15 protein-coding genes are annotated in these 20,494 nt (G+C 65.3%); 8 read left to right on the top strand and 7 right to left on the bottom strand.

Translation table 11 applies throughout. The features are described from left to right. The first annotated feature begins 5 nt into the window (after window positions 1–5). From BMX61_RS08075 to BMX61_RS08050, 6 genes are all read left to right on the top strand, one after another. Window positions 6–1,475, top strand: coding sequence for an amidase (locus BMX61_RS08075; protein WP_075626335.1), 1,470 nt, complete (start codon window positions 6–8; stop codon window positions 1,473–1,475). After that, window positions 1,472–2,998 carry an ABC transporter ATP-binding protein gene (locus BMX61_RS08070; protein ID WP_075626336.1) on the top strand — a complete coding sequence of 509 codons (1,527 nt, stop codon included), beginning with the start codon at window positions 1,472–1,474 and terminating at the stop codon, window positions 2,996–2,998. The genes BMX61_RS08075 and BMX61_RS08070 overlap by 4 nt, the downstream gene beginning before the upstream one ends. Next, a complete protein-coding gene (locus tag BMX61_RS08065) occupies window positions 2,988–4,037 on the top strand; it encodes an ABC transporter permease (RefSeq protein WP_075626337.1) in 1,050 nt (349 codons plus the stop codon). Before BMX61_RS08070 ends, BMX61_RS08065 begins: the two co-directional genes overlap by 11 nt. Further along, window positions 4,034–4,978: an ABC transporter permease gene (locus BMX61_RS08060; RefSeq protein ID WP_075626338.1), complete on the top strand. Its 945-nt coding sequence runs from the start codon at window positions 4,034–4,036 to the stop codon at window positions 4,976–4,978. The genes BMX61_RS08065 and BMX61_RS08060 overlap by 4 nt, the downstream gene beginning before the upstream one ends. A 79-nt stretch (window positions 4,979–5,057) precedes the next feature. Next, window positions 5,058–6,347: an amidohydrolase family protein gene (locus BMX61_RS08055; protein WP_075626339.1), complete on the top strand. Its 1,290-nt coding sequence runs from the start codon at window positions 5,058–5,060 to the stop codon at window positions 6,345–6,347. A 224-nt stretch (window positions 6,348–6,571) separates the two neighbouring features. Next, complete coding sequence (locus tag BMX61_RS08050; RefSeq protein ID WP_075626340.1) at window positions 6,572–7,309, top strand: Crp/Fnr family transcriptional regulator; 738 nt, start codon at window positions 6,572–6,574, stop codon at window positions 7,307–7,309. Window positions 7,310–7,367: 58 nt separating this feature from the next. On the opposite strand, the gene BMX61_RS08045 is transcribed toward BMX61_RS08050, so the two are convergent. The 7 genes from BMX61_RS08045 to BMX61_RS08015 all read right to left on the bottom strand — a co-directional run bounded on the left by BMX61_RS08045 (window position 7,368) and on the right by BMX61_RS08015 (window position 16,406). Continuing rightward, on the bottom strand, window positions 7,368–9,065 hold the full coding sequence (locus BMX61_RS08045; protein WP_075626341.1) for a glycerol-3-phosphate dehydrogenase/oxidase: 1,698 nt from the start codon (window positions 9,063–9,065) through the stop codon (window positions 7,368–7,370). Beyond that, on the bottom strand, window positions 9,062–10,600 hold the full coding sequence (locus BMX61_RS08040) for an FGGY-family carbohydrate kinase (protein ID WP_075626399.1): 1,539 nt from the start codon (window positions 10,598–10,600) through the stop codon (window positions 9,062–9,064). Before BMX61_RS08040 ends, BMX61_RS08045 begins: the two co-directional genes overlap by 4 nt. Window positions 10,601–10,821: 221 nt before the next feature. Continuing rightward, window positions 10,822–11,619: a DeoR/GlpR family DNA-binding transcription regulator gene (locus tag BMX61_RS08035; RefSeq protein WP_075626400.1), complete on the bottom strand. Its 798-nt coding sequence runs from the start codon at window positions 11,617–11,619 to the stop codon at window positions 10,822–10,824. 293 nt (window positions 11,620–11,912) lie between these two features. Further along, complete coding sequence (locus BMX61_RS08030) at window positions 11,913–12,860, bottom strand: D-ribose ABC transporter substrate-binding protein (RefSeq protein ID WP_075626342.1); 948 nt, start codon at window positions 12,858–12,860, stop codon at window positions 11,913–11,915. A gap of 188 nt (window positions 12,861–13,048) precedes the next feature. Beyond that, window positions 13,049–14,098 (bottom strand): ABC transporter permease, encoded by a 1,050-nt coding sequence (locus tag BMX61_RS08025; RefSeq protein WP_075626401.1) that lies wholly within the window; start codon window positions 14,096–14,098, stop codon window positions 13,049–13,051. A gap of 125 nt (window positions 14,099–14,223) precedes the next feature. Further along, the gene (locus BMX61_RS08020; protein WP_075626343.1) at window positions 14,224–15,759 is read right to left on the bottom strand and encodes a sugar ABC transporter ATP-binding protein; all 1,536 of its coding nucleotides are present in this window, start codon (window positions 15,757–15,759) and stop codon (window positions 14,224–14,226) included. After that, window positions 15,756–16,406 carry a DUF2291 domain-containing protein gene (locus tag BMX61_RS08015; RefSeq protein ID WP_075626344.1) on the bottom strand — a complete coding sequence of 217 codons (651 nt, stop codon included), beginning with the start codon at window positions 16,404–16,406 and terminating at the stop codon, window positions 15,756–15,758. The genes BMX61_RS08020 and BMX61_RS08015 overlap by 4 nt, the downstream gene beginning before the upstream one ends. A gap of 898 nt (window positions 16,407–17,304) precedes the next feature. On the opposite strand from BMX61_RS08015, the gene BMX61_RS08010 reads away from it, so the two are divergent. Together BMX61_RS08010 and BMX61_RS08005 are read left to right on the top strand one after the other, a co-directional pair. Beyond that, complete coding sequence (locus tag BMX61_RS08010) at window positions 17,305–18,888, top strand: FGGY-family carbohydrate kinase (protein WP_075626345.1); 1,584 nt, start codon at window positions 17,305–17,307, stop codon at window positions 18,886–18,888. Window positions 18,889–18,975: 87 nt separating this feature from the next. After that, a complete protein-coding gene (locus tag BMX61_RS08005) occupies window positions 18,976–20,487 on the top strand; it encodes a glycerol-3-phosphate dehydrogenase (RefSeq protein ID WP_075626346.1) in 1,512 nt (503 codons plus the stop codon). Window positions 20,488–20,494: the final 7 nt, after the last annotated feature.

The raw sequence follows: 20,494 nt of genomic DNA, 5'->3' as shown, positions 1-20,494 counted from the left end.
TCGACATGATCGAGGATGCCACGGCGCTGGCCGGAGCGATCCGCTCAGGCCGGCTGACAGCGTCGGCGGCCATGCAGGCCTCGCTCGATGCCGCGAAGGATCAGGCGCATCTTGGCGCGTTGACCCATGTCGATGCGCAAGTGGGACTTGCCGCCGCCGCCCGGATCGATGCCATGCTCGGCGAAGGCGGCGCTTTGGGATCGCAAGCGTCGGCGCTGCCCTTTCTTGGCGTGCCGACGCTGGCCAAGGATCTCGGCGGCCCCTTTGCCGGCTTGCCGGTCAAGGCTGGTTCGGCGCTGTTTTCCGCGCCGCCCTCCGCCGCTGTTCCCGACATGCCGGCGCCGGACTCCGATCTGGCGGCGCGTTTTCGCGCGGCCGGCCTTTGTCCCTTCGGCGTCACCACCAGCCCTGAATTCGGCCTGTCGCTCTCAAGCGAGCCGGCGATCGGGCCGATCTGCCGCAATCCGCTCGATCTCAGCCGAACGGCCGGTGGCTCTTCAGGCGGCGCGGCGGCTGCGGTGGCAGCCGGGATCGTCGCCATTGCCCATGCCACCGATGCCGGCGGCTCGATCCGCGTGCCCGCCGCCGCCTGCGGACTGGTGGGCCTGAAGCCGGGGCGAGGCCTGATGCCGGGAGGACCGGCTTTCGGCAATCATCTCGGCGGCATTGCCGCAGAACTCGTCATCAGCCGCACCGTGCGGGATACGGCCACCGCGCTTGCCTGCCTCGGCGGACAGGCGCGCGGGCCGTTTCCGCCGGTCGCGCTGCCGCCAAGCCTTGCCGCCATCCAAGAGCCGCTTAGCATCGGCCTTCTCACCGAGATCTCGCCCGATCTGCCGGTCGAGGCCGACCGTCTCCAGGCGGTGGAAGCCGCCGCGCGGAGCCTGGAGGCCGATGGCCACCGCCTGGTGCGGCTCGACGCCGCCACGCTGTCGGCCCTGGCAGCCACCAGCCGCCGCGTTTTCGAAACCATCGTTTGCGTCAACCTCGCCGATCTGTTCGACCGGCTCGGCCTGGACGAGGGCAAAGCGGAGCCGATGACCCAGGCGGCGATTGCCAGAGGGCACGGGATCGGGGGCACGCAGCTCTGGCATGTGATGAACGAGATGGTGCTGGTCAGCCGCGATCTCTGGGCGCTGTTCGATCAGGTGGATCTGATGTTGACCCCCATGCTCGCCACCGCGCCGCCGCCGCTCGGCGCGATGCCCACCGATCATCGCGATCTCGATCTGCATTTTTCCCGCATGGCCGGCTTCGCGCCGCTGGCGACGCTCGCCAATGTCTCCGGCTTTCCGGCGCTGACGCTGCCCTTTGGCATGGATGATGCCGGCCTGCCGCTGCCGGTCCAGCTCTTCGCGCCCATGGGCGGCGAAGGCCTGCTGTTGACAGTCGCCAGCCGGCTGGAAGGTGAGAGGCGTTTTCGCCAGCGCTTTCCGATTGCCGGGGCCGATCTCGTTGCGGGGACCATGGCATGACCACCCCCCTTCTGGAGATCTCTGGCGTCAGCAAGCGCTTCGGCGCCAATCTCGCCAATGACGACATCTCGCTCGACCTCGCCAAGGGCGAGATCGTCGCCTTGCTCGGCGAGAATGGTGCCGGCAAGACTACGCTGATGAGCATTCTCTTCGGCCATTACGTTCCGGATGCCGGGACGGTGAGCATCGATGGCGCGGCATTGCCGGCGGGCAAGCCGCGCGCCGCCATTCGCGCCGGCATCGGCATGGTCCACCAGCATTTCGCGCTGGCGCCCAACCTGACGGTGCTCGAAAACGTCATGACCGGCATCGAGCCGCTTTGGGCCTTTGCCTCGCGCACCGCCCGCGCCCGCGCCAAGCTCGAAGCGCTCTCGGCGCGCTTTGGGTTGAAGGTCGATCCGGATGCCCGGCTGGGCGATCTTTCGGTCGGCGAGCAGCAGCGCGTCGAGATCCTCAAAGCCCTCTATAACGATACCCGCATCCTGGTTCTGGACGAGCCGACGGCCGTTTTGACGCGCACCGAGGCCGAGCATCTCTTTACGACGCTGAAGGGCATGGCGCGCCAGGGCCTGTCGCTGATCTTCATCTCCCACAAGCTGGATGAGGTGATGGCCACGGCCGACCGGATCGTGGTGCTGCGCGGCGGGCGCAAGGTGGCCGAGCGCCGGGCGAGCGAGACCAGCAAGGCGGAATTGGCCGAGCTCATGGTTGGTCGCACGGTGACGCGGCCTGTGCGCGCGCCCTCGACGCCGGGCGCGATCGTGCTGGAAGCCGCCGCCGTCACGCTTAGGCTCGATGGCGTCGATAGGCTGAAGGCCGTTGATTTCCGCCTCAGCGCCGGCGAGGTGCTGGGCATTATCGGCGTCTCCGGCAATGGCCAGGCCGAGCTTGCCCGGCTGCTCAGCGGCACGGCGCGGCCGAGCTCGGGCGATCTGCTGCTCTTCGGCAAACCGATGGGCGATCCCGGCGTGGCCGGACTGGTCGCATCCGGCATCGGCCGGGTGCCGGAGGATCGCAACAAGGAAGGCGCCATCGGCGATATGGCGGTCTGGGAAAATGCGGTGCTGGAGCGTCTGCCCCGCTTCTCCCGCCACGGGCTTGTCGACCGCAAGGCGGGCATGGCCTTCGCACAGGAGATCATCGCGCGTTTCGACGTGCGCGGCGGCGGGCCGGCGACGCGCATCCGCCTGCTCTCCGGCGGCAATATGCAGAAGCTCATTCTCGGCCGAAACCTGATCGACCGGCCGCATATCCTGATCGCCGCCCAGCCGGCGCGCGGGCTGGACGAAGGGGCGGTGGCTTCCGTGCATGAACGTATTCTGGAAGCGCGCAAGGCCGGCACGGCCGTGCTGCTGATCTCGGAGGATCTGGAGGAGGTCATGGCGCTGGCCGATCGCATCCAGGCCATCGTCGGCGGTCGCCTGTCGCCGCCCGTTTCCGCCGAGCTTGCCGATGCCCGGATGCTCGGCCTGATGATGGCGGGCGAATGGTCCGCCGAGACCGGAGCCGCCCATGCGTCTTGAACGCCGCGAACACCGCCCGCTCGCCCTCGTGATCGCCACGCCGGTTGTGGCCGTTCTGGCGGCGCTGGCGCTGTCGGGCATCCTGATCGCGCTGGCCGGCGCGCCTGTCTTGGAAGCCTATCGCCGTATTCTGATCGGCGCCTTCGGCTCGCGCCTCTCGACCACGGAGACGCTGACGCGCGCCGCGCCCTTGATGCTCACAGGCCTTGCCGCCGCCGTCGCCTTTCGCGCCCGGCTGTGGAATATCGGTGCGGAGGGCCAGCTCTATCTCGGCGCGATCACGGTAGCGGCGGCGAGTTCCCATCTCCTCGGCGGCTTGCCTTCGGCGGTGCAGATCCCGCTGCTTTTGATCCTGGGCGCGATGGCCGGCATGGTGCTGCTCATCCTGCCGCTCTGGCTCAGGCTGCGCTTTCAGGTGGATGAGGTGGTGACAACGCTGCTTCTCAACTTCGTCGCGCTGCTGTTCGTCTCCATGCTGATCGACACCGTGCTGAAGGACCCAACGGCCTTTGGCTGGCCGCAATCGCAATCGGTTGCCGATGCCGCCATGCTGCCAAAGCTTCTGGCCCGCTCGCGCCTGCATATCGGCATTCTCATCGCCATGGCGCTGGCGGTGATCATCCATCTCGTCCAGTCGCGCACCGTCTTCGGCCTGCAATCGCGCGCCGCCGGCCTCAATCCCGCCGGCGCCGTCTTTGCCGGCGTGCCGCTGGGGGCAACGCTGGTCAAGGTCGCCTGCATCTCCGGCGGGCTGGCGGGGCTTGCGGGGGCCGTGGAGGTCATGGGCGTGAAAAGCTATGTCACCACCGATCTTTCCCCCGGCTATGGCTATTCCGGCATCGTCGTGGCGATGCTCGCCGGCCTTCACCCGCTCGGCGTGGTGCTGGCGGCGCTGTTTACCGCCATCATGTTCGTCGGCGCCGATGGCATGAGCCGCTCCATGGGCATTCCCAGCTACATTGCCGATGTCACCGTGGCGCTGTCGCTGCTGACCATGCTCGTCGCCCTGTTCTTCACCCAATACAGGATACGCCGATGAGTACGCTCTTCGACATCCTCGCTTCGGCCGGGCTCTGGGCGGCGGTGCTGCGCATCGCCACGCCGCTGATCCTCGGGACGCTCGGCGCGCTTTTGAGCGAGCGGGCGGGCGTTCTGCATCTCGGCATCGAGGGCATCATGACCTTCGGCGCGATGATCGGCTGGCTCGCCGTCTATAATGGCGCCGATCTCTGGACGGGTTTTCTGGTCGCGGCGCTTGCCGGCGCCGCCTTCGGCGTCCTCCATGCCATGCTCACCGTGACGCTCGGCCTGTCGCAGCATGTGGCGGGGCTCGGCGTCACGCTCTTCGCGTCGAGCTTCAGCTATTACGTCTTCCGTATGCTGGTGCCGGTCGCCGGCACCCCGCCGACCATTACGCCCTTCCAGCCGCTCGACATTCCCGGCCTGACAAGCCTTCCCTTCTTCGGCCCAGCCTTCTTCGCCCAGACCGCGCCGACCTATCTGGCGATTATTGCCGCCCTTCTGCTCGGCCTTGTCTTGTTTCGCACGCCGCTCGGCCTCGCCATCCGCATGACGGGTGAAAATCCGCATGCGGCGGAATCGCAGGGGATCAACCCGGTCGCGATACGTTATGGCGCGGTGATCGCTGGCAGCGCGCTGATGGGCATGGCCGGCGCCTTTCTGACGCTCTCGGCCTTCAACAGCTTCTTCCCGACCATGGTGCAGGGGCGTGGCTGGATCTGCATCGCGCTCGTCGTCTTCTCCTCCTGGCGGCCGGGCCGGGCGCTTCTCGGCGCGCTGCTCTTTGCCTTTTTCGATGGGGTGCAGCTGCGCTTGCAGCCGGCGCTGAACGGCATCGTGCCCTATCAGCTCTTCCTGATGATCCCCTACCTGCTCTCCATCGCCGCATTGGCGATCATGGCCCGGCGCGCCCGCGTGCCGCAGGCCCTGATGCAGCCCTACCGGCGCGGCGAGCGTTAAAGCATGTCCAGCAAAGCTGCGTCAGTGGTTTGAGTCGGGACTGCGTGAAGACAAAAAGCAAGAATATCGGAGGCCTTTCATGTTCGACCTGATCCTGCGCAACGCCAACCTGCCCGATGGCCGCGAGGGCTTCGACATCGCCATTCGAGACGGCCGTATCGCCGCCGTCGAGCGCGGCATCAAAGCGGAAGCCGGCGAAGTGATCGACGCCTCCGGTCGTCTGGTCAGCCCACCCTTCTGCGATCCCCATTTTCACATGGATGCCACCCTGTCGCTCGGCCTGCCGCGCATGAATGTCTCTGGCACGCTTTTGGAAGGCATCGCGCTCTGGGGCGAGCTGCGGCCCCTGCTGACGAAAGAGGCGCTGGTGGAGCGCGCGCTGCGCTATTGCGATCTTGCGGTTTCGCAGGGCCTCCTCTTCATCCGCAGCCATGTCGACACCTCCGATCCCCGCCTGGTGACGGCCGAAGCGCTGCTTGAAGTGCGTGAGAAGGTCGCGCCCTACATCGACTTGCAGCTCGTCGCCTTCCCGCAGGATGGCTATTTTCGTGCGGCCGAGGGCGAGGCGGCGCTGACACGGGCGCTGGATATGGGCATCGAGATCGTCGGCGGCATCCCGCATTTCGAGCGGACGATGGAGGAGGGGCGACGCTCGGTGGAAGCGCTCTGCCGGATCGCGGCCGAGCGGGGCCTGCGTGTCGACATGCATTGCGACGAGACCGACGATCCGCTCTCGCGCCATATCGAGACGCTGGCGGCCGAGACGATCCGCTTCGGTCTGAAGGGCCGCGTTGCCGGCTCGCATCTCACCTCCATGCATTCCATGGACAATTACTACGTCTCCAAGCTGATCCCGCTGATGGCGGAGGCCGAGATCGAGGTGATCGCCAATCCGCTCATCAACATCATGCTCCAGGGCCGGCACGACACCTATCCCAAGCGCCGGGGCCTGACGCGGGTGCGCGAGCTGATGGCGGCCGGGCTCAATGTCTCCTTCGGCCAGGATTGCACGATGGATCCCTGGTATTCGATGGGCTCGGCCGACATGCTGGAAGTCGCCCATATGGGCATCCATGTCGGCCAGCTCAGCGGCATCGAGGACAAGAAGCGGGTCTACGAGGCGATCACCGTCAACTCCGCCCGCGCCATGGGGCTTGAAGGCTATGGCCTTGAGGTCGGCTGCAAGGCGGACCTCGTCGTGCTGCAGGCGGCCGATGTGATCGAGGCCGTCAGGCTGAAGCCGACCCGGCTTGTCGTGCTGAAAGGCGGCAAAGTCGTCTCCAGGACGCCGGCTCGCATCAGCAGCCTGACGCTCGATGGCCGGCCTGAGGTCATCGACATGGGCCTGGATTATCTGCCCCCGGCCTGAGCCTCGAGATGCCGCGCGCCCAGTCGGATCTACCGGATGCCTGCAAGCGCCCGGTCGGGCGGCAATCCGGTTGGACGGACATTTTTCGCAGCATTGACCGATTTTTCCCGGCGATCACATTTGTGCGCCCCTTGGCATCTCCTGGCCTGTTGCACAGTTCATCCCTGATGAGACTCAGTCCGTCCATCGACGGTCAGGGATGACATTGCGTTTGAGGAGAGATCATGACCCTGTCCGCCCCACCTTCCCGATTTGCCGACCCGCAGGCGTCGTCGGTCAACCGGCTGCTGGCCTCGCTGCCGGACGAGGAACAGGCTTTTCTCGCTCCGCATCTCGAAGCCATCGACCTGCCGCGCGGCTTTTCGATCGTCGAGGCCGGCAACATCATCGAGCATGTCTATTTTCTCGAAGATGGCATCGGCTCGGTCATCGCTGTCTCGCCGCGAGGGCGAAAGGCCGAGGCCGGCATGTTCGGCCGTGAAGGTTTTACCCCCACGCCGCCATTAGCCGGCGTCGATACCAGCCTGCACCAGGTGATCATCCAGATTGCCGGACATGGCCACCGCATGCCCTTGGCCGCCTTCCGCCAGGCATCGACGTGCTGCCCGCACCTGCATGAGCGGCTGGTGCGCGCGGCGCATCACCTGGCCATGCAGGTCTCCTTCACCGCGCTATCGAATGCCAGCGCACCGGTGGAGGAGCGTCTGGCGCGCTGGGTTTTGATGTGCCATGACCGCCTGTCCGGAGACGAGATGCGCATCACCCATGATTTCATCTCGCTGATGCTGGCCGTGCGCCGGCCCAGCGTCACCACGGCGCTGCATATGCTCGAAGGGCGTGGCTGGATCCGCGCCGAGCGGGGCGTCATCTTCATGCGCGATCGCGCTGCGCTGGAAGAGTTCGCCAGCGACATTTATGGTGCGGCCGAAGCCGAATATCACGCGCTGCTGGGTCCGTTCTGAAGAGGCAGGGCGGACCTGCCGCCGCGCCGGCTTGGTCGGGTCAGATCGAAGCACACGCTCATAGGCGCACCCGATTGAGGGTGGTCAGCTGCCGCGTCACTCCCTCGATTTCCTCCTTCAGCCTTTCATCCTCCCAGCCGAGCACGTCACCTGCCACGTCAGCGATCTCGCGCAGGCCGTCCCGTGTCAGTCGGCCCTCGATGGCAAGCGTCGTGCGGCGCAGCACCAGATCGGCCAGATGGCATACCTGTTCCTGTGCGGTGACCCAGGCCAGTTCCTGCGCGCTATAGCCGGGCACATGGTCGAGCATCTGCTCGCCAGACGGGCCGATCGCGGCCGCGATGCTGGCTGCCGTGGTGCCGTAGCGGGCCAGCAGCGTCTCCAGGCGATCAGGGCCGAGGCCTGTCAGACGCGCCTGTTCGGCAATCCACGCCTGCCTTGCCGCCGCATCCGCCGGAAAGTCCCGGCCGCCGCCGATCGGCAGCATGCGTGTGCTTAACCGCCGGCTCTGGCCAAGACGGGCGAGCAATGTATCGGCCACCTCCTCGGCAAAGCCGCGAAACGTCGTCCATTTGCCGCCCACCAGCGAGACGATGGGGAAGGGGCGGTCGCCCTCAGGCTCCAGCGTCGGCGAGGAATGGTCGCGGCTGATCAGCCCCGGTTGGCTGGCGTCGGAAGCGGGCAAAGGCCGGATGCCGGAATAGGCGTAGACGATCTGCGCGCGCGAGACCGGAATGGCCGGCAGCAGAGCCCGCAGGCTGGCGAGAAAATAGTCGATCTCCTCGTCCTCGCAGCGCACAGCATCCGGGTCGTTCGCCTTCATGTCGGTCGAACCCACCATGGCCAAGCCCAGATAGTCGAAGACCAGGCAGATGCGTCCGTCATCGGCCTCGAAATAGATCATCCGGCCCTTGAGACTCTTCACCAGCACGGGATTGTCGAGCAGGATGTGCGAGCCCTTTGTGCCGCCGATCATCTTCGTGGCAACGCCGAGCGCGGCGTTCACCCGGTCGATCCACGGACCGGCTGCATTGACCACCACGCGCGGCCGCGCCCGAAACAGCTGCCCCTTGCCGTTTTCGAAGGTCAAGACGCCGCCCTCGCGCGCGACAAGCCGCGTGTCGTTGAGCGCCATGGCCTCGGTTGATGCCGCCAGCCCATCGGCCACGAGCTCATAGACCAGTCGTTCGGGACGCGAGATTTTGGCGTCGTAATAAAGCCCTCCGGCGGCGATCCGCGGGGTGATGTCCGGCATCTCCTTCAGGGCGGCCTTGCGCCAGAAGAAGCGGTGTTTGGGCATCACCCGGTGGCGCGCACCATACATATCGTAAAGCGCCAGACCGATCTTGATCAGCACCGCCCCGCGCGAACGCGGCGCCGTTGTCGAGCCGAAGAGCGTTCGCAGCGCCGCGAATGCGCCCTTCATCAGCGAGAAGGCGGGAATGAAGGTCGCCAGCGGCTCCACGCAATGCGGCGCGTTGCGCAGGAGCAGATTGCGCTCGAGCGTGGATTGGGCGACCAGGCCGAGCTCGCCGGTTTCGATGTATTTGATGCCGCCATGGATGAGGCGCGAGGGCGCGGCACTTGTGCCGGCTCCATAGTCCTTCGCCTCCACCATCAGGCAGGAGAGGCCCTGCAGGCAGAGCTCCCGGAATAGCCCGGCGCCATTCACGCCCCCGCCGAGGATCACGACATCGACATCGCGAACGTCGTTTGCGACGCCGGCCGCAGGGGTGGTTTGTGAGGTCGCGCTCATCGGGATGCTCCTTCCTGGGCATGGCCAAGTGCCCTGAGCTTGGGCCAGAGCGGCCGCATCGTATCGGCGATTTCGCAAAATAGCTGGTAGCGCGCCTCATAGAGCGCCTGGCGAGCGGGGTCGGGCTGGGTCACGGTCTCAATGGCGGAGAGATCGCGCGGATCGTCGGTCGGTCGCGCATAGGCGCCGGCGCCGACGCCGGCGCAAAGGGCGGCACCCCAAGCGGCTGCCTCTTCCGTTTTCGTCGCGGTCACTGGCAGGCCCAGCACATCAGCAAAAAGACCTGCAATCGCGGGATTACGGGAGATGCCTCCCGTCAGCCGCACCGAACCCGGCTTGAAGCCATCGACCAGTGCCTCGACATGGATGCGGTGGTTGAAGGCGATGCCTTCCAGCACCGCGCGCACCAGATCGGCCCGCTCGTGCCAGGCGTTCAACCCATAGAAGCCGGCACTCGATGCGCCGCCGAAGGGCGAGCCGAAAAGATAAGGATGAAACAGCACGCTCGACGGGCGCGCCCGGGCGCGATCGAATTCGGCCGCAAGGCGGGCATGAATGCCATCGCCGGACGCCTCGGCCGCTGCACTGTCGCTTGCGCAGAGCTGGTCGATGAACCAGTCGTAATTGGCGGTCGAAGCCGGTGAAATCGACATTGCGTTCCATTCACCGGCCAAGATGCCGTTGCGGCAGAACCAGCGCGCATCGACCTTGGGGCTTAAGGACACCGTCTCGTTGATCGAATAGGTGCCGGCGATGACGGCCGCGACCCCGACACCATAGCCACCAACGCCAAGCGCGGAAGCGGTGACATCGTGCAGGCCTGCCACGACAGGGGTGCCCGCAACAAGGCCGCTCAGGCGTGCCGCCTCATCCGTCACACGGCCGACGATCTCTACCGATCCGGCGGCGTCAGGCCGGCGCGATGCCATGTCCTCCAGGCCAAACAGCGCGAAGGCCTCGTCATCGAAAGCTTGGCTCTCGACGCGGGTGAAAGAGGTGCTGGCCTCGGTTCGGTCGGTGCCCACAGTGCCGCAGAGGCAATAGGTCAGCCAGTCCTTGGCGGCGAGGAAGTGGCCGATCCGGCTATAGCGTTCCGGCTGGTGCGTCTTGATCCAAGCCAGCAGGGCCGATGGTGCCGAAGCATGCGGCTGCTGTCCCGTCAGGGCAAGGGCCGCCGGTCCGACCGGCCCGGCGTTCCAGCGGTCGGCCAGATCGGCGGCGCGCGTGTCCAGCGAGACGATCGCCGGCCCGAGCGGGCGGGCATCGCGATCCAGAAGATAGAGGCCGTCGCCATGGGCCGTGGCAGCCACGGCGAGAATGTCACTGGCTGGCCGGCCGCAGGCGGCCAAAGCTTCGGCAATCGCCTCGGCGCTCGCCTGCCAGAGGCCGTCCATGTCGCGCTCGATGTGGCCGGGCGCCGGGATCGATTGGGCAACGCGCCGGCGTGCGATGGCCAGGGGTGAGCCGGTCTGTGCGTCGAACACCACGGCTTTGGTGACGGTCAGTCCGCTATCGATCCCGAGAAGGCTGGGCATGGCTTGTCTCCTGCCGCGACCTTTCAGGTCGATGCGGCTTGCAGGCGCGCGCATGTCGTCATCCGGCGGCCGCTTCAGCGGCGTCAGGCGACCGAGCGCGCGGGGAATGAACAGTCGGGTGGCGGTCGGGCTTCCGGTCCGCCCGCCACCCGCGCCCATCCGGCAGCAGCGCCACCGGGTGGATCGGCTCGCATGGCCAAAGCCAGGCGCAGAAGGCCTTTTCAGGCCTCGGCGCCGCTTTCGGCCACGATCACATTGATGCCGTTCGAGCGCATCCGCGAGAGATGCGCGATCGACGTGGCCTCGTCGACAATGACGACGTCGAACTCGCTGAGCGCGGCAAAGCGATGCAGCGCCCGGCGCTCGAACTTGGTGTTGTCGGCGAGCAGAATGCGCTTGGCGGCGCATTCGAACATCGCCCGCTTGGTCTCCACCATTTCCGGCGAGGGGTGGAAGACGATATCGTCGGTGATCGCCGCCATGGAGATGAAGGCGATATCGGCGCGCAGGCGGCGGATCTCGCTGGTGGTGATATGCCCCATGAAGGCATTGCACCAATTATAGAGCTGGCCGCCGAGCCCGATCAGCGCGAGGTCGCGGATTTCCTTCAGCTCATTGATGAGGACGAGCGAATTGGTGATCGCCGTCAGCGGCACCTTGGCGGAAAGGAGGCCGGCCATCTGCTGCACTGTGGTCGAGTCGTCCATGAAGATCGCCTGGCCCGGCTCGACAAAGCGCATCGCCGCCGTGGCGATCGCCTTTTTCTCCTTCGCCTGTCGGGTGGCGCGGTAGACGTCGCTCGACTCGATGAGGCTGGTGGGCGCAGCCGAAACAATGCCACGGGTCTTGCGGAACAGGCCCCGGCTGACCAGTTCGTCGACATCGCGATGCGCCGTCATCAGGCTGATGCCGAAACGCTCCGTCAGATCCTCGATCCTCAGCGATCCTTCTGCGATCACGGCTTCGGCGATGAGCTGGCGCCGCGCGATCTGGCGTGCATGACGGCTGTCGCTCGGCATCTGGTCGGAGAGAAACTCCTTCACGTCCACCTTGTCGTTCACCTCAGCTCCCCGCTCGGCTGCGGCGCCCCGCCGCTCCTCTTCCAGCGCCGACGGCGCAGGCCGCGAACGTCCTGTCGTGAGGGAGTAGAAGGTCGCCATGAATTCCAACAGATGCCAGGGTGGTAGCGCGCGAAACGGCCGCAGGCCAAGTGCAATTTTGCCAAGTGCGATCTTGAAGAGGTGCCGCCGGCCTTGAGGCTGGCGGCGACGTGCCGGGCCCAATGCGTGCCACTGGGCCCGGTCGTGCGGTCTTACTTGTCGAGAACGAAAGGCGCCGAATACTTGGCGACATTGTCCTTGTTGATCAGCAGGCAATCGAACAGCTGCTTTTCGCTCGATGCACCCGTCTTGCCGGTCTTGATCACGCTGTCGGCCTGCTTGACGGCTTCTTCCGAGAAGATGGCTACCGGCTGAAGCACCGTGTACTGAAGTTCGCCGGCCTTGATGGCGGCAACGGCATCGGGCGAGCCGTCGAAGCCGCCGACCTTGATGTTGGCAAGCTTGCCGGCTTCCTTCAGGGCGGCGATGGCGCCGAGCGCCATTTCGTCATTGCCGCTGATCACGCCGTTGATGTCGGGGTGCGCCTGCAGCATTGACTGCATCTTGTCGTGGCCCTGGGTGCGGTTCCAGTTGGCGACCTCGCGGGCGACCTTTTCCAGATCCGGATACTGTGTCAGAACGGTTTCATAGCCGTTCGAACGGGTGGCGGCATTGTTGTCGGCCGGGTTGCCGAAAAGCTCGGCATATTTGCCCTTCTCGCCAACGGCTTCGACCCAGGCCTGGGCGCCGAGGGCAGCACCCTGTGCGTTGTTGGAAACGAGCTGCGCCTTGGCGAGGCCTTCCTGGTTGATCTCGGCATTGACGAGGATCACCGGAATGTTGGCGGCAACCGCCTTCTTCACCGCGCCGACGGAGCCGTCGGCATTGGCCGGATCGAGGATGATGGCGACCGACTTGTTGGTGATGGCGGTGTCGACCAGGTTGCTCTCGGTGTTGGTGTCGCCCTTATGGGCAGAGACCGAGGCGGTGTAGCCGAGCTTCTCGGCGGTCTTCTTGGCAACTTCGCCTTCCGTGTACCAGTAAGGGTTCGACGGATCGTTGACGATGATCGTCACCAGGCCTTCGGCCCAAGCCACGCTTGCCAGCAGCGGGGCAACGGTGATTGCGGCCAGAACGACACGCATTCCTTTCTTGAACATAGTCTCTCTCCCTTTGATGAGCTTGATGATCACGCTTGAGACCCGGTCCTTGAACGACACCTCAAGGCATGAGGTGCCTCCTCCCGCCGGGCCGGCAGGCTTTTTCCGGGGACCGGCGCATTGGCCGGCCGTCTGGAAAGGTTGAGCAGCGGGCGGCACGTCTGCCCGCCGCAGAGTGTGAATCTCGCTTAGCGGCGGCCGTAGCGAATGCTGTTGAGCAGGACGGCCATGACGATGACGGCGCCGGTGAAGACGGTCTGCCAATAAGCGGAGACACCGATGATCACGAGACCGTCCGACAGGAAGCCGATGACGAAGGCGCCGAGCATGGTGCCGATGACGGTGCCGCGACCGCCCGTCAGCGCCGCACCGCCGATGACGACGGCGGCAATCGCCGTCAGCTCATAGGTCGTGCCCGCCGTCGGGCCGGCCGAAGTCAGCTGCGAGGACAGAACCAGGCCGGCCACCGCCGCGCAGACGCCCGACAGCACATAGACCGCGATCTTCACCCGCTTGACCGGGACGCCGGACAGTTCGGCCGCGCGCTCATTGCCGCCTGAGGAATAGAGCCAGCGGCCAAAGGCGGTCCGGGTCAGCAGGATGTGGCAAAGGACAGCGAAGAGGGCGAGCATCAGCACGCCGATGGGCACGCCGCCGAGCCGGTTGAAGCCCAGCCAGTCGAAGCCGGTATTGCCCAGATCCGGCCGGCCGCCGAGATTGTTGTAGGTCAGGCCGTTGGTCATCAGAAGCGCGATGCCGCGCGCCACGTAGAGCACGCCGAGCGTGGCGACGAAGGCGGGAACGCGCAGGTAAGCGATCAGCACGCCATTGACCGCACCGACCACGGCGCCGAGCAGGCAGGTCAGCACCACGACGACCCAGACGGACGGATACAGGATGACGCCGAACTGCGGCAGCTGCACGCCCTGCATCAGAAAGCCGGCAATGACGCCGGCGAGCCCGAGCGTGGAGCCCACCGACAGGTCGATGCCGCCATTGAGGATGACCAGCAGCATGCCGATGGCCAACAGGCCGAAGATCGCCACGTGCGATGCCATGATCAGGAAGTTGCCGACGGTGAAATAATTCGGCGACATCGAGGAGAAGACCACGATGATGGCAATCAGCGCAAAAAAGGCGCGCCCTTCGAAGAGCAGCTCTACCAGGCTCTTCTTACGCCTGGTCGGCGCGGGCTTTGCCGGTCGTGCGGCGGAAGCAAGGTCTGATGTGGCGGACATGATCGATCGTTCCTCGTTCAGGCGCATCTGAAGCGTCTCCGGCGATCGCAAGAACCGCACCGGCGCGTCAAAGTCGTTTTCTCTGCGGCCGGCGGCTTGGTTCTGCCGCCGCGGCCGTGCTTTTGTCAGGGATGGGCAACCACGGCCTCGCCCGAGGCGGCCATGATCTCTTCCTTGTTGGCGTCCGGCCCGAATTCGGCGGCGATGCGCCCGCGCCGCATCACCAGGATGCGATGGGCAATGCTCAGGCATTCGCCGACTTCGGAGGTCGTGTAGACGACCGCGAGCCCCTTGCGGGCGCGCTCGGCCAGAAGCTTGAACACCTCCGCCTTGGCGCCGATATCGATGCCGCGCGAGGGCTCGTCGAGCAGGATCACCTCCGGGTCGGTCGCAAGCATCTTGCCGATCACCACCTTCTGCTGATTGCCGCCCGACAGCGCACCGATCGCCGAGCCGCCGCCATCGGTCTTGATATGCACATTGCGGATCGCGCCATCGACCAGAGCCGTCTCGCGCGTGGACGAAGTGAAGAGGCCCCGGGTGAAGCTGCCGATGCTGGCCAGCGACAGATTGCGGCCAACCGTCATGGTCTGCACCAGCCCGTCGCGCTGCCTGTCTTCCGGCACCAGCACCAGGCCTTCGCCGATGCACCCGGCAATGGAGCGGCCGGTGATATCGCGGCCCTTCAGGCGCACACGGCCCGAGGCGGGCTTCAGCCGCCCGGCGACGCTTTCCAGAAGCTCGGTGCGCCCAGCACCCATCAGGCCGTAAATGCAGACGATCTCGCCTTCGCGGACATCAAGCGAAAGATTGTCCACGACATTGTAATCGGCCTGGCGGTCGCGCACCGTGAGGTTCTCGATCGACAGGGCGACCGGACCTTTGGCATAGCCTGAAGGCGGGGAGCCGAGATCGAAATTCTCGCCGACCATATGGCGCACGATCCATTCGAGATCGATGGCCGCGCGGTCGGCATAGGCCGTCATGGCGCCGTCTCGCAGCACCACGGCGTGATCGGTGATCTGCAGCGCCTCTTCCAGATGATGGGAGATGTAGACGATCGAGACGCCGCGCGCCTTCAGGTCGCCGATCACCTTGAACAGAACCTCCACCTCGGAGGCGCTGAGCGCCGAGGTTGGTTCGTCCATGATCAGGATGCGTGAATTGACCGAAAGGGCGCGGGCGATTTCCACGATCTGCTGCTGGCCCAGACGGAGTTCTTCGACCGGGGTCAGCGGATCGATATCCTCTTCCAGTTCCTCCATCAAAAGCCGGGTCTGTCGCTCTTCCTCGGCGAAATCGACGCCGGCGGGCCCACGGATCTCACGGCCCATGAAGATATTGTCGCGCACGTTCATGTTCGGCGCGAGGCTGAGCTCCTGGTGGATGATGGAAATGCCATGATCGCGTGCTTGGGAGGATGACGCGAACATGACGGGCGCGCCGTCGAGGATGATCTCGCCCGATGTGGGTTTGACCACGCCGGACAGGATCTTCATCAGGGTCGACTTGCCCGCGCCGTTCTCGCCGAACAGCGTTGTAACCTGACCGTGGTGGATGTCGAAATTGACGCCCTTCAGCGCGTGGATCGAGCCATAGGACTTGGCGATATCGCGGGCGGCGAGCACGACCTCGCCCGTCTTGTCAGCGGCCATGCTCATTTGACCTCGAACCTCACGGGCGTAACGATCCAGCTCTTCGGATTGACCAGGCGGAAGACGCCGGTGACAGTCACAGTCTTGCCGGTCAATGCTGTGGGATCGATGCCGGCGAGCACCTGCTTCTTCACCTCATTGTTGAGCGCCGAGCCGGCGTCCTGATACTCGATCTGGTTGGTGAACTGGCCGAAGGAAATCGTGCCGGTGGCATCGCGCAGATCAGTGCCGTTCAACGCCGGCCCGGTCTGAACCCGTACGGTCAGCTCCGGCGGCAGGCCCTCGACGGCGACGACATTGAAGTTCGCCTTGCGCTCGCCAACCGTGCCGGTGAAAGTGACAGGCATGACCGGGCCCGTGCCGCCCGCCACACCATATTTCTCCGCCGCCGCCTGCTTGTCGGCGGCGATCGCTTGGGCAAGCTCGACAGCATTGACGGCGCGCTTTTCGATATCGGCCTTGACCTCGGGGAAGGTCTTGGCGCCATAGGCCTCGGCCGAAAAGCCCTGCTCGCGCACATCATGCTCCGAGCCGATGGTGACGATCTTCGTGTCATAGGCCATGGCGGCAACCAGCGCGACCAGCGCCACGGCACCGATAAGGCGCAGGCTGCGGGCCGGGGGCGGCGAGGCGGTTTTGAGACTGTCCGTCATAGGCTGTGACCTTGAATTAAAAAGCATGGCAGCGAGCCGGATTGGCCCGCGTGGCAAAGCGACAGCGCCCGAGGCCATGCCGCCAGCAGAGAAGAGTTTAGGAACCGCGCGACGCAGTCGGCGATGGTCAGCGTGCGGTCACTGAAAGACGTTTGCCATGTCGGGCAAGCCTTGATGGTACATGGTGGATCCTCCGTCTCTGGCAGCGGTTCTCCTCCAGCTGCCTGATCTCACCCTCCGCATGGCGGTAGGTGTGTGATATATGTTGGCTAGGCTATGGTAAGATATCGCAGCCTGTCAACGGCCTTTTTGCATCCTTTGTTAAACTATCCACTTTCCGAGAGTTGCCGTCGAACATGGCCTTAGTCACAATTTTTGCAGCGCCGAAGCGCGTCTGCGAAGAGTTTTTGCATCGGCGAAGAGGTGAATGGACGTCGAGTAGGCATAACATCGTGCTGATTAATAAGCGCAATCCGATAATTTTTTATCGATCGGCATTCCCCGCCTCGGCTAAAAGCCCGGCAAGCGAGCCCGCCGTCTATGTGAGGTCAACATGACGCTCACGAGTCAACTCTCAGACCGTTGTCATCGATCATATCTGAAAAAAAATGCAGAGCGAGAAAAATTTTCCGATACAAATGATAGAACTGTGATATAAATTCGATCCTAATCACAGGGCGACTCTTGGATCCGTGGTGCGAAGGCGATTTGGGGCGGGCGGGAGGAGATGCCGCTGGTCTCAGACAGGTCGCGCCGCCGGTGCCTGGCTTTTCAGGCCGTGGATCGAGGGCAAGGCACCGCATAGAACGGGCAGTCGGGAGGCATGAGATGACACAGGAGATCGCGGTGCCGATGGTGCGCGTTCTGGCGGGGCGGTCGGGGGCACATCGTGGCTGAGATGGGCGACCTGATCATCGGCATCGATGCCGGCACGTCGGTGATGAAGGCGGTGGCCTTCACGCTCGATGGCCGCCAGCTGGCGAGCGCCTCGGTGCGCAATGCCTATCATACAGGCGACGATGGCTCGGCGACGCAATCGCTCGCTCAAACCTGGGCGGATTGCCTGGCCGCGCTGAAGGGGCTTGGTGAGCGGGTGGAGAACCTTGCCGCCCGCGTCGCCGCAATTGCGGTGACGGGGCAGGGCGACGGTACCTGGCTGGTCGGCTCCGGCAACCAGCCTGTCGGCGATGCCTGGCTCTGGCTAGATGCGCGCGCCGCGCCCGCGGTGGACCGTCTGGCCGGATCACCCACGGAACGCGCCCGTTTCGAGGCGACCGGCACGGGTCTCAATACCTGCCAGCAGGGCGCGCAGATGGCGCATATGGATCGCTTCGCGCCTGAACTCCTCGATCGCGCAGAGGTGGCGCTGCATTGCAAGGACTGGCTCTATCTGAACCTCACGGGGGTGCGCGCCACCGATCCCTCCGAGGTCAGCTTCACCTTCGGCAATTTCCGCACGCGTCGTTATGACGACACGGTGCTGGCTACCTTGGGTCTGCACCATCGCCGCGCCCTGCTGCCCGAGGTGATCGAGGGGACCGAGACGCTGCATCCACTGAGCGTGGAGGCGGCTGCCGCTTGCGGCCTCAAGCCCGGAACGCCCGTCTGTCTCGGCTATGTCGATATGGTCATGACGGCGCTTGGCGCCGGCGTGCGCAGCGGCGGCGAAAACGCCGCCTGCTCGGCCATCGGCTCCACCGGCGTGCACATGCGGGCCAAGGCGGTGGACGATGTGGTGCTGAATGCGGAGGGTACTGGCTATGTCATCTGCCTGCCGATTCCCGGCATCGTTACCCAGGTGCAGACCAATATGGGCGCGACAATCAATCTCGACTGGCTTTTGCAGATGGGGGCCGATCTGATGGCCGAGTTCGGCCATTCGGTGTCGCTTACGGAGATGATCGCCCGGATCGATCCCTGGATGGCGGCTTCGCGGCCGGGCAATCTGATCTACCATCCTTATATTTCCGAGGCCGGCGAGCGCGGCCCCTTCGTCGATGCGCGGGCTCGCGCCAATTTCAGCGGCCTCTCCGTGCGCCACCGCTTTCCCGATCTGGTCCGCGCGGTGGTCGAGGGGCTGGGGCTCGCCACGCGCGATTGTTATGCCGCCATGGGCGAACTGCCGCCGGAGCTGCGCTTGAGCGGCGGTGCGGCGCGCTCGGTCGCGCTGCGCCGGACACTTTCCGCCTCTGTCGGCGCGCCATTGCGCGTAAGCCATCGTGAGGAAGCGGGCGCGGCCGGCGCCTCGATGATGGCGGCGGTCGCCATCGGCGTCTATCCGACCATGGATGCCTGTATCGCCGACTGGGTTACCCCAGGTCTCGGCCAGGCAGAGGCGCCTGACGAGGCGGATATAGCCCGGATGGACCGGCTTTACGCCGCCTATCGCCAGATCCGCGATGGCATAGCGCCCAGTTGGGAGACGCTTTCCGCCCGTGCATCGGCACCTGCGCAGGGGCTGCCGACGGCCAGCGGCTTTTGACCCGATGCCCGCGTGAGGCGGGCGCCAAGATATAGGCAGGAGGCCCGCGCGCGTTAACATGACCGCCGCGCCGTTCTGAGGAGATGGATGATGGACAGCGAGACCTACGACCTTTTCGTGATCGGCGGCGGCATCAATGGCGCGGGCATCGCGCGTGATGCGGCCGGCCGCGGGCTGAAGGTGATGATGTGCGAGAAGGGGGATCTCGCCGAGGGCACCTCCTCGCGCTCCGGCAAGCTTGTCCATGGTGGTCTGCGTTATCTCGAATATTACGAATTCCGCCTCGTGCGCGAAGCGCTGATCGAGCGCGAGGTGCTGCTGAACACGGCGAGCCATATCATCTGGCCCATGCGCTTCGTGCTGCCGCATAGCCCGACTGACCGGCCGGCCTGGCTCGTGCGGCTCGGCCTGTTCCTCTATGATCATCTCGGCGGCCGCAAGCGCCTGCCCGGCACCCGCGCGCTCGATCTCAGGCGCGATCCCGAGGGCGCGGTGATCGATAACGCCTATGTCAAAGGCTTCGAATATTCCGACTGTTGGGTCGATGACGCCCGGCTCGTGGTGCTCAATGCGCTTGATGCGGCCGAGCGCGGCGCCCGCATCCTGACGCGCACCGCCTGCACCTCGATCCGCCGCGACAACGGATTGTGGACCATCGATCTGCGCGACACCCGCGATGGCGCGACGACGCGCGTGAAGGCCCGCGCCGTGGCCAATGCCGCCGGCCCCTGGGTCAATGACGTGATCGGCCGGGTGGCGGGTGCCAACAGCGCGCGCTCGGTGCGCCTCGTCAAGGGCAGCCATATCATCGTGCCGAAATTCTGGCGCGGCGAGCATGCCTATCTCGTGCAGAACCACGACAAGCGCGTGATCTTCATCAACCCCTATGAGGGTGACAAGGCGCTGATCGGCACCACCGACATTCCCTATGAGGGGGCGCCCGAACAGGTCGCCGCCGACGAGCGTGAGATCGACTACCTGCTGTCCGCCGTGAACCGCTATTTCAAGGAGAAGCTGCGCCGCAGCGATGTCCTGGAAACCTTTTCCGGCGTGCGCCCACTCTTCGACGACGGCAAGGGCAACCCCTCTGCCGTGACCCGCGACTATGTCTTCGATCTTGACGAGACCGGCGGCGCGCCGCTGCTCAATGTCTTCGGCGGCAAGATCACCACCTTCCGCAAGCTCTCCGAACATGCGCTGCAGCGCCTGGCCAAGACTTTTCCCGCTATGGGCCCGGACTGGACATCGGCAAGCCCGCTGCCGGGCGGCGACATTCCCAATGCCGATTACGTCGCCTTCTTCGAGACGCTGCGCCAAGCCTATCCCTGGATGCCGCGCGATCTCGCCAATCATTACGGCAGGCTCTATGGCGCCCGCACCCGCGACATTGTCGGCGCGGCGACTTCGCTCGAAGGGCTGGGCCGGCATTTCGGCGGCCATCTTTATGAAGCCGAAGCCCGCTATCTCGTCGCCAAGGAGTGGGCCCGGACGGCCGAGGACATCACCTGGCGCCGCACCAAGGAACGCCTGCGCATGAGCCCGGCGCAGCAAGCCGCCTTTGCCGACTGGTTCGATGCGGAGCTGGCGCAGGCGGCGTGATAGAAGG

The organism is Xaviernesmea oryzae (assembly GCF_900109605.1).
Taxonomy (GTDB): domain Bacteria; phylum Pseudomonadota; class Alphaproteobacteria; order Rhizobiales; family Rhizobiaceae; genus Xaviernesmea; species Xaviernesmea oryzae.
This window is presented reverse-complemented; position numbering and strand designations above follow the sequence as displayed.

Bases quoted from the DNA above. Each gene is read 5' to 3' on its own strand.
- BMX61_RS08075 (WP_075626335.1), top strand. From the start codon at position 6: ATGATCGAGGATGCCACGGCGCTGGCCGGAGCGATCCGCTCAGGCCGG.
- BMX61_RS08070 (WP_075626336.1), top strand. From the start codon at position 1,472: ATGACCACCCCCCTTCTGGAGATCTCTGGCGTCAGCAAGCGCTTCGGC.
- BMX61_RS08065 (WP_075626337.1), top strand. From the start codon at position 2,988: ATGCGTCTTGAACGCCGCGAACACCGCCCGCTCGCCCTCGTGATCGCC.
- BMX61_RS08060 (WP_075626338.1), top strand. From the start codon at position 4,034: ATGAGTACGCTCTTCGACATCCTCGCTTCGGCCGGGCTCTGGGCGGCG.
- BMX61_RS08055 (WP_075626339.1), top strand. From the start codon at position 5,058: ATGTTCGACCTGATCCTGCGCAACGCCAACCTGCCCGATGGCCGCGAG.
- BMX61_RS08050 (WP_075626340.1), top strand. From the start codon at position 6,572: ATGACCCTGTCCGCCCCACCTTCCCGATTTGCCGACCCGCAGGCGTCG.
- BMX61_RS08045 (WP_075626341.1), bottom strand. From the start codon at position 9,065: ATGAGCGCGACCTCACAAACCACCCCTGCGGCCGGCGTCGCAAACGAC.
- BMX61_RS08040 (WP_075626399.1), bottom strand. From the start codon at position 10,600: ATGCCCAGCCTTCTCGGGATCGATAGCGGACTGACCGTCACCAAAGCC.
- BMX61_RS08035 (WP_075626400.1), bottom strand. From the start codon at position 11,619: ATGCCGAGCGACAGCCGTCATGCACGCCAGATCGCGCGGCGCCAGCTC.
- BMX61_RS08030 (WP_075626342.1), bottom strand. From the start codon at position 12,860: ATGTTCAAGAAAGGAATGCGTGTCGTTCTGGCCGCAATCACCGTTGCC.
- BMX61_RS08025 (WP_075626401.1), bottom strand. From the start codon at position 14,098: ATGTCCGCCACATCAGACCTTGCTTCCGCCGCACGACCGGCAAAGCCC.
- BMX61_RS08020 (WP_075626343.1), bottom strand. From the start codon at position 15,759: ATGAGCATGGCCGCTGACAAGACGGGCGAGGTCGTGCTCGCCGCCCGC.
- BMX61_RS08015 (WP_075626344.1), bottom strand. From the start codon at position 16,406: ATGACGGACAGTCTCAAAACCGCCTCGCCGCCCCCGGCCCGCAGCCTG.
- BMX61_RS08010 (WP_075626345.1), top strand. From the start codon at position 17,305: ATGGGCGACCTGATCATCGGCATCGATGCCGGCACGTCGGTGATGAAG.
- BMX61_RS08005 (WP_075626346.1), top strand. From the start codon at position 18,976: ATGATGGACAGCGAGACCTACGACCTTTTCGTGATCGGCGGCGGCATC.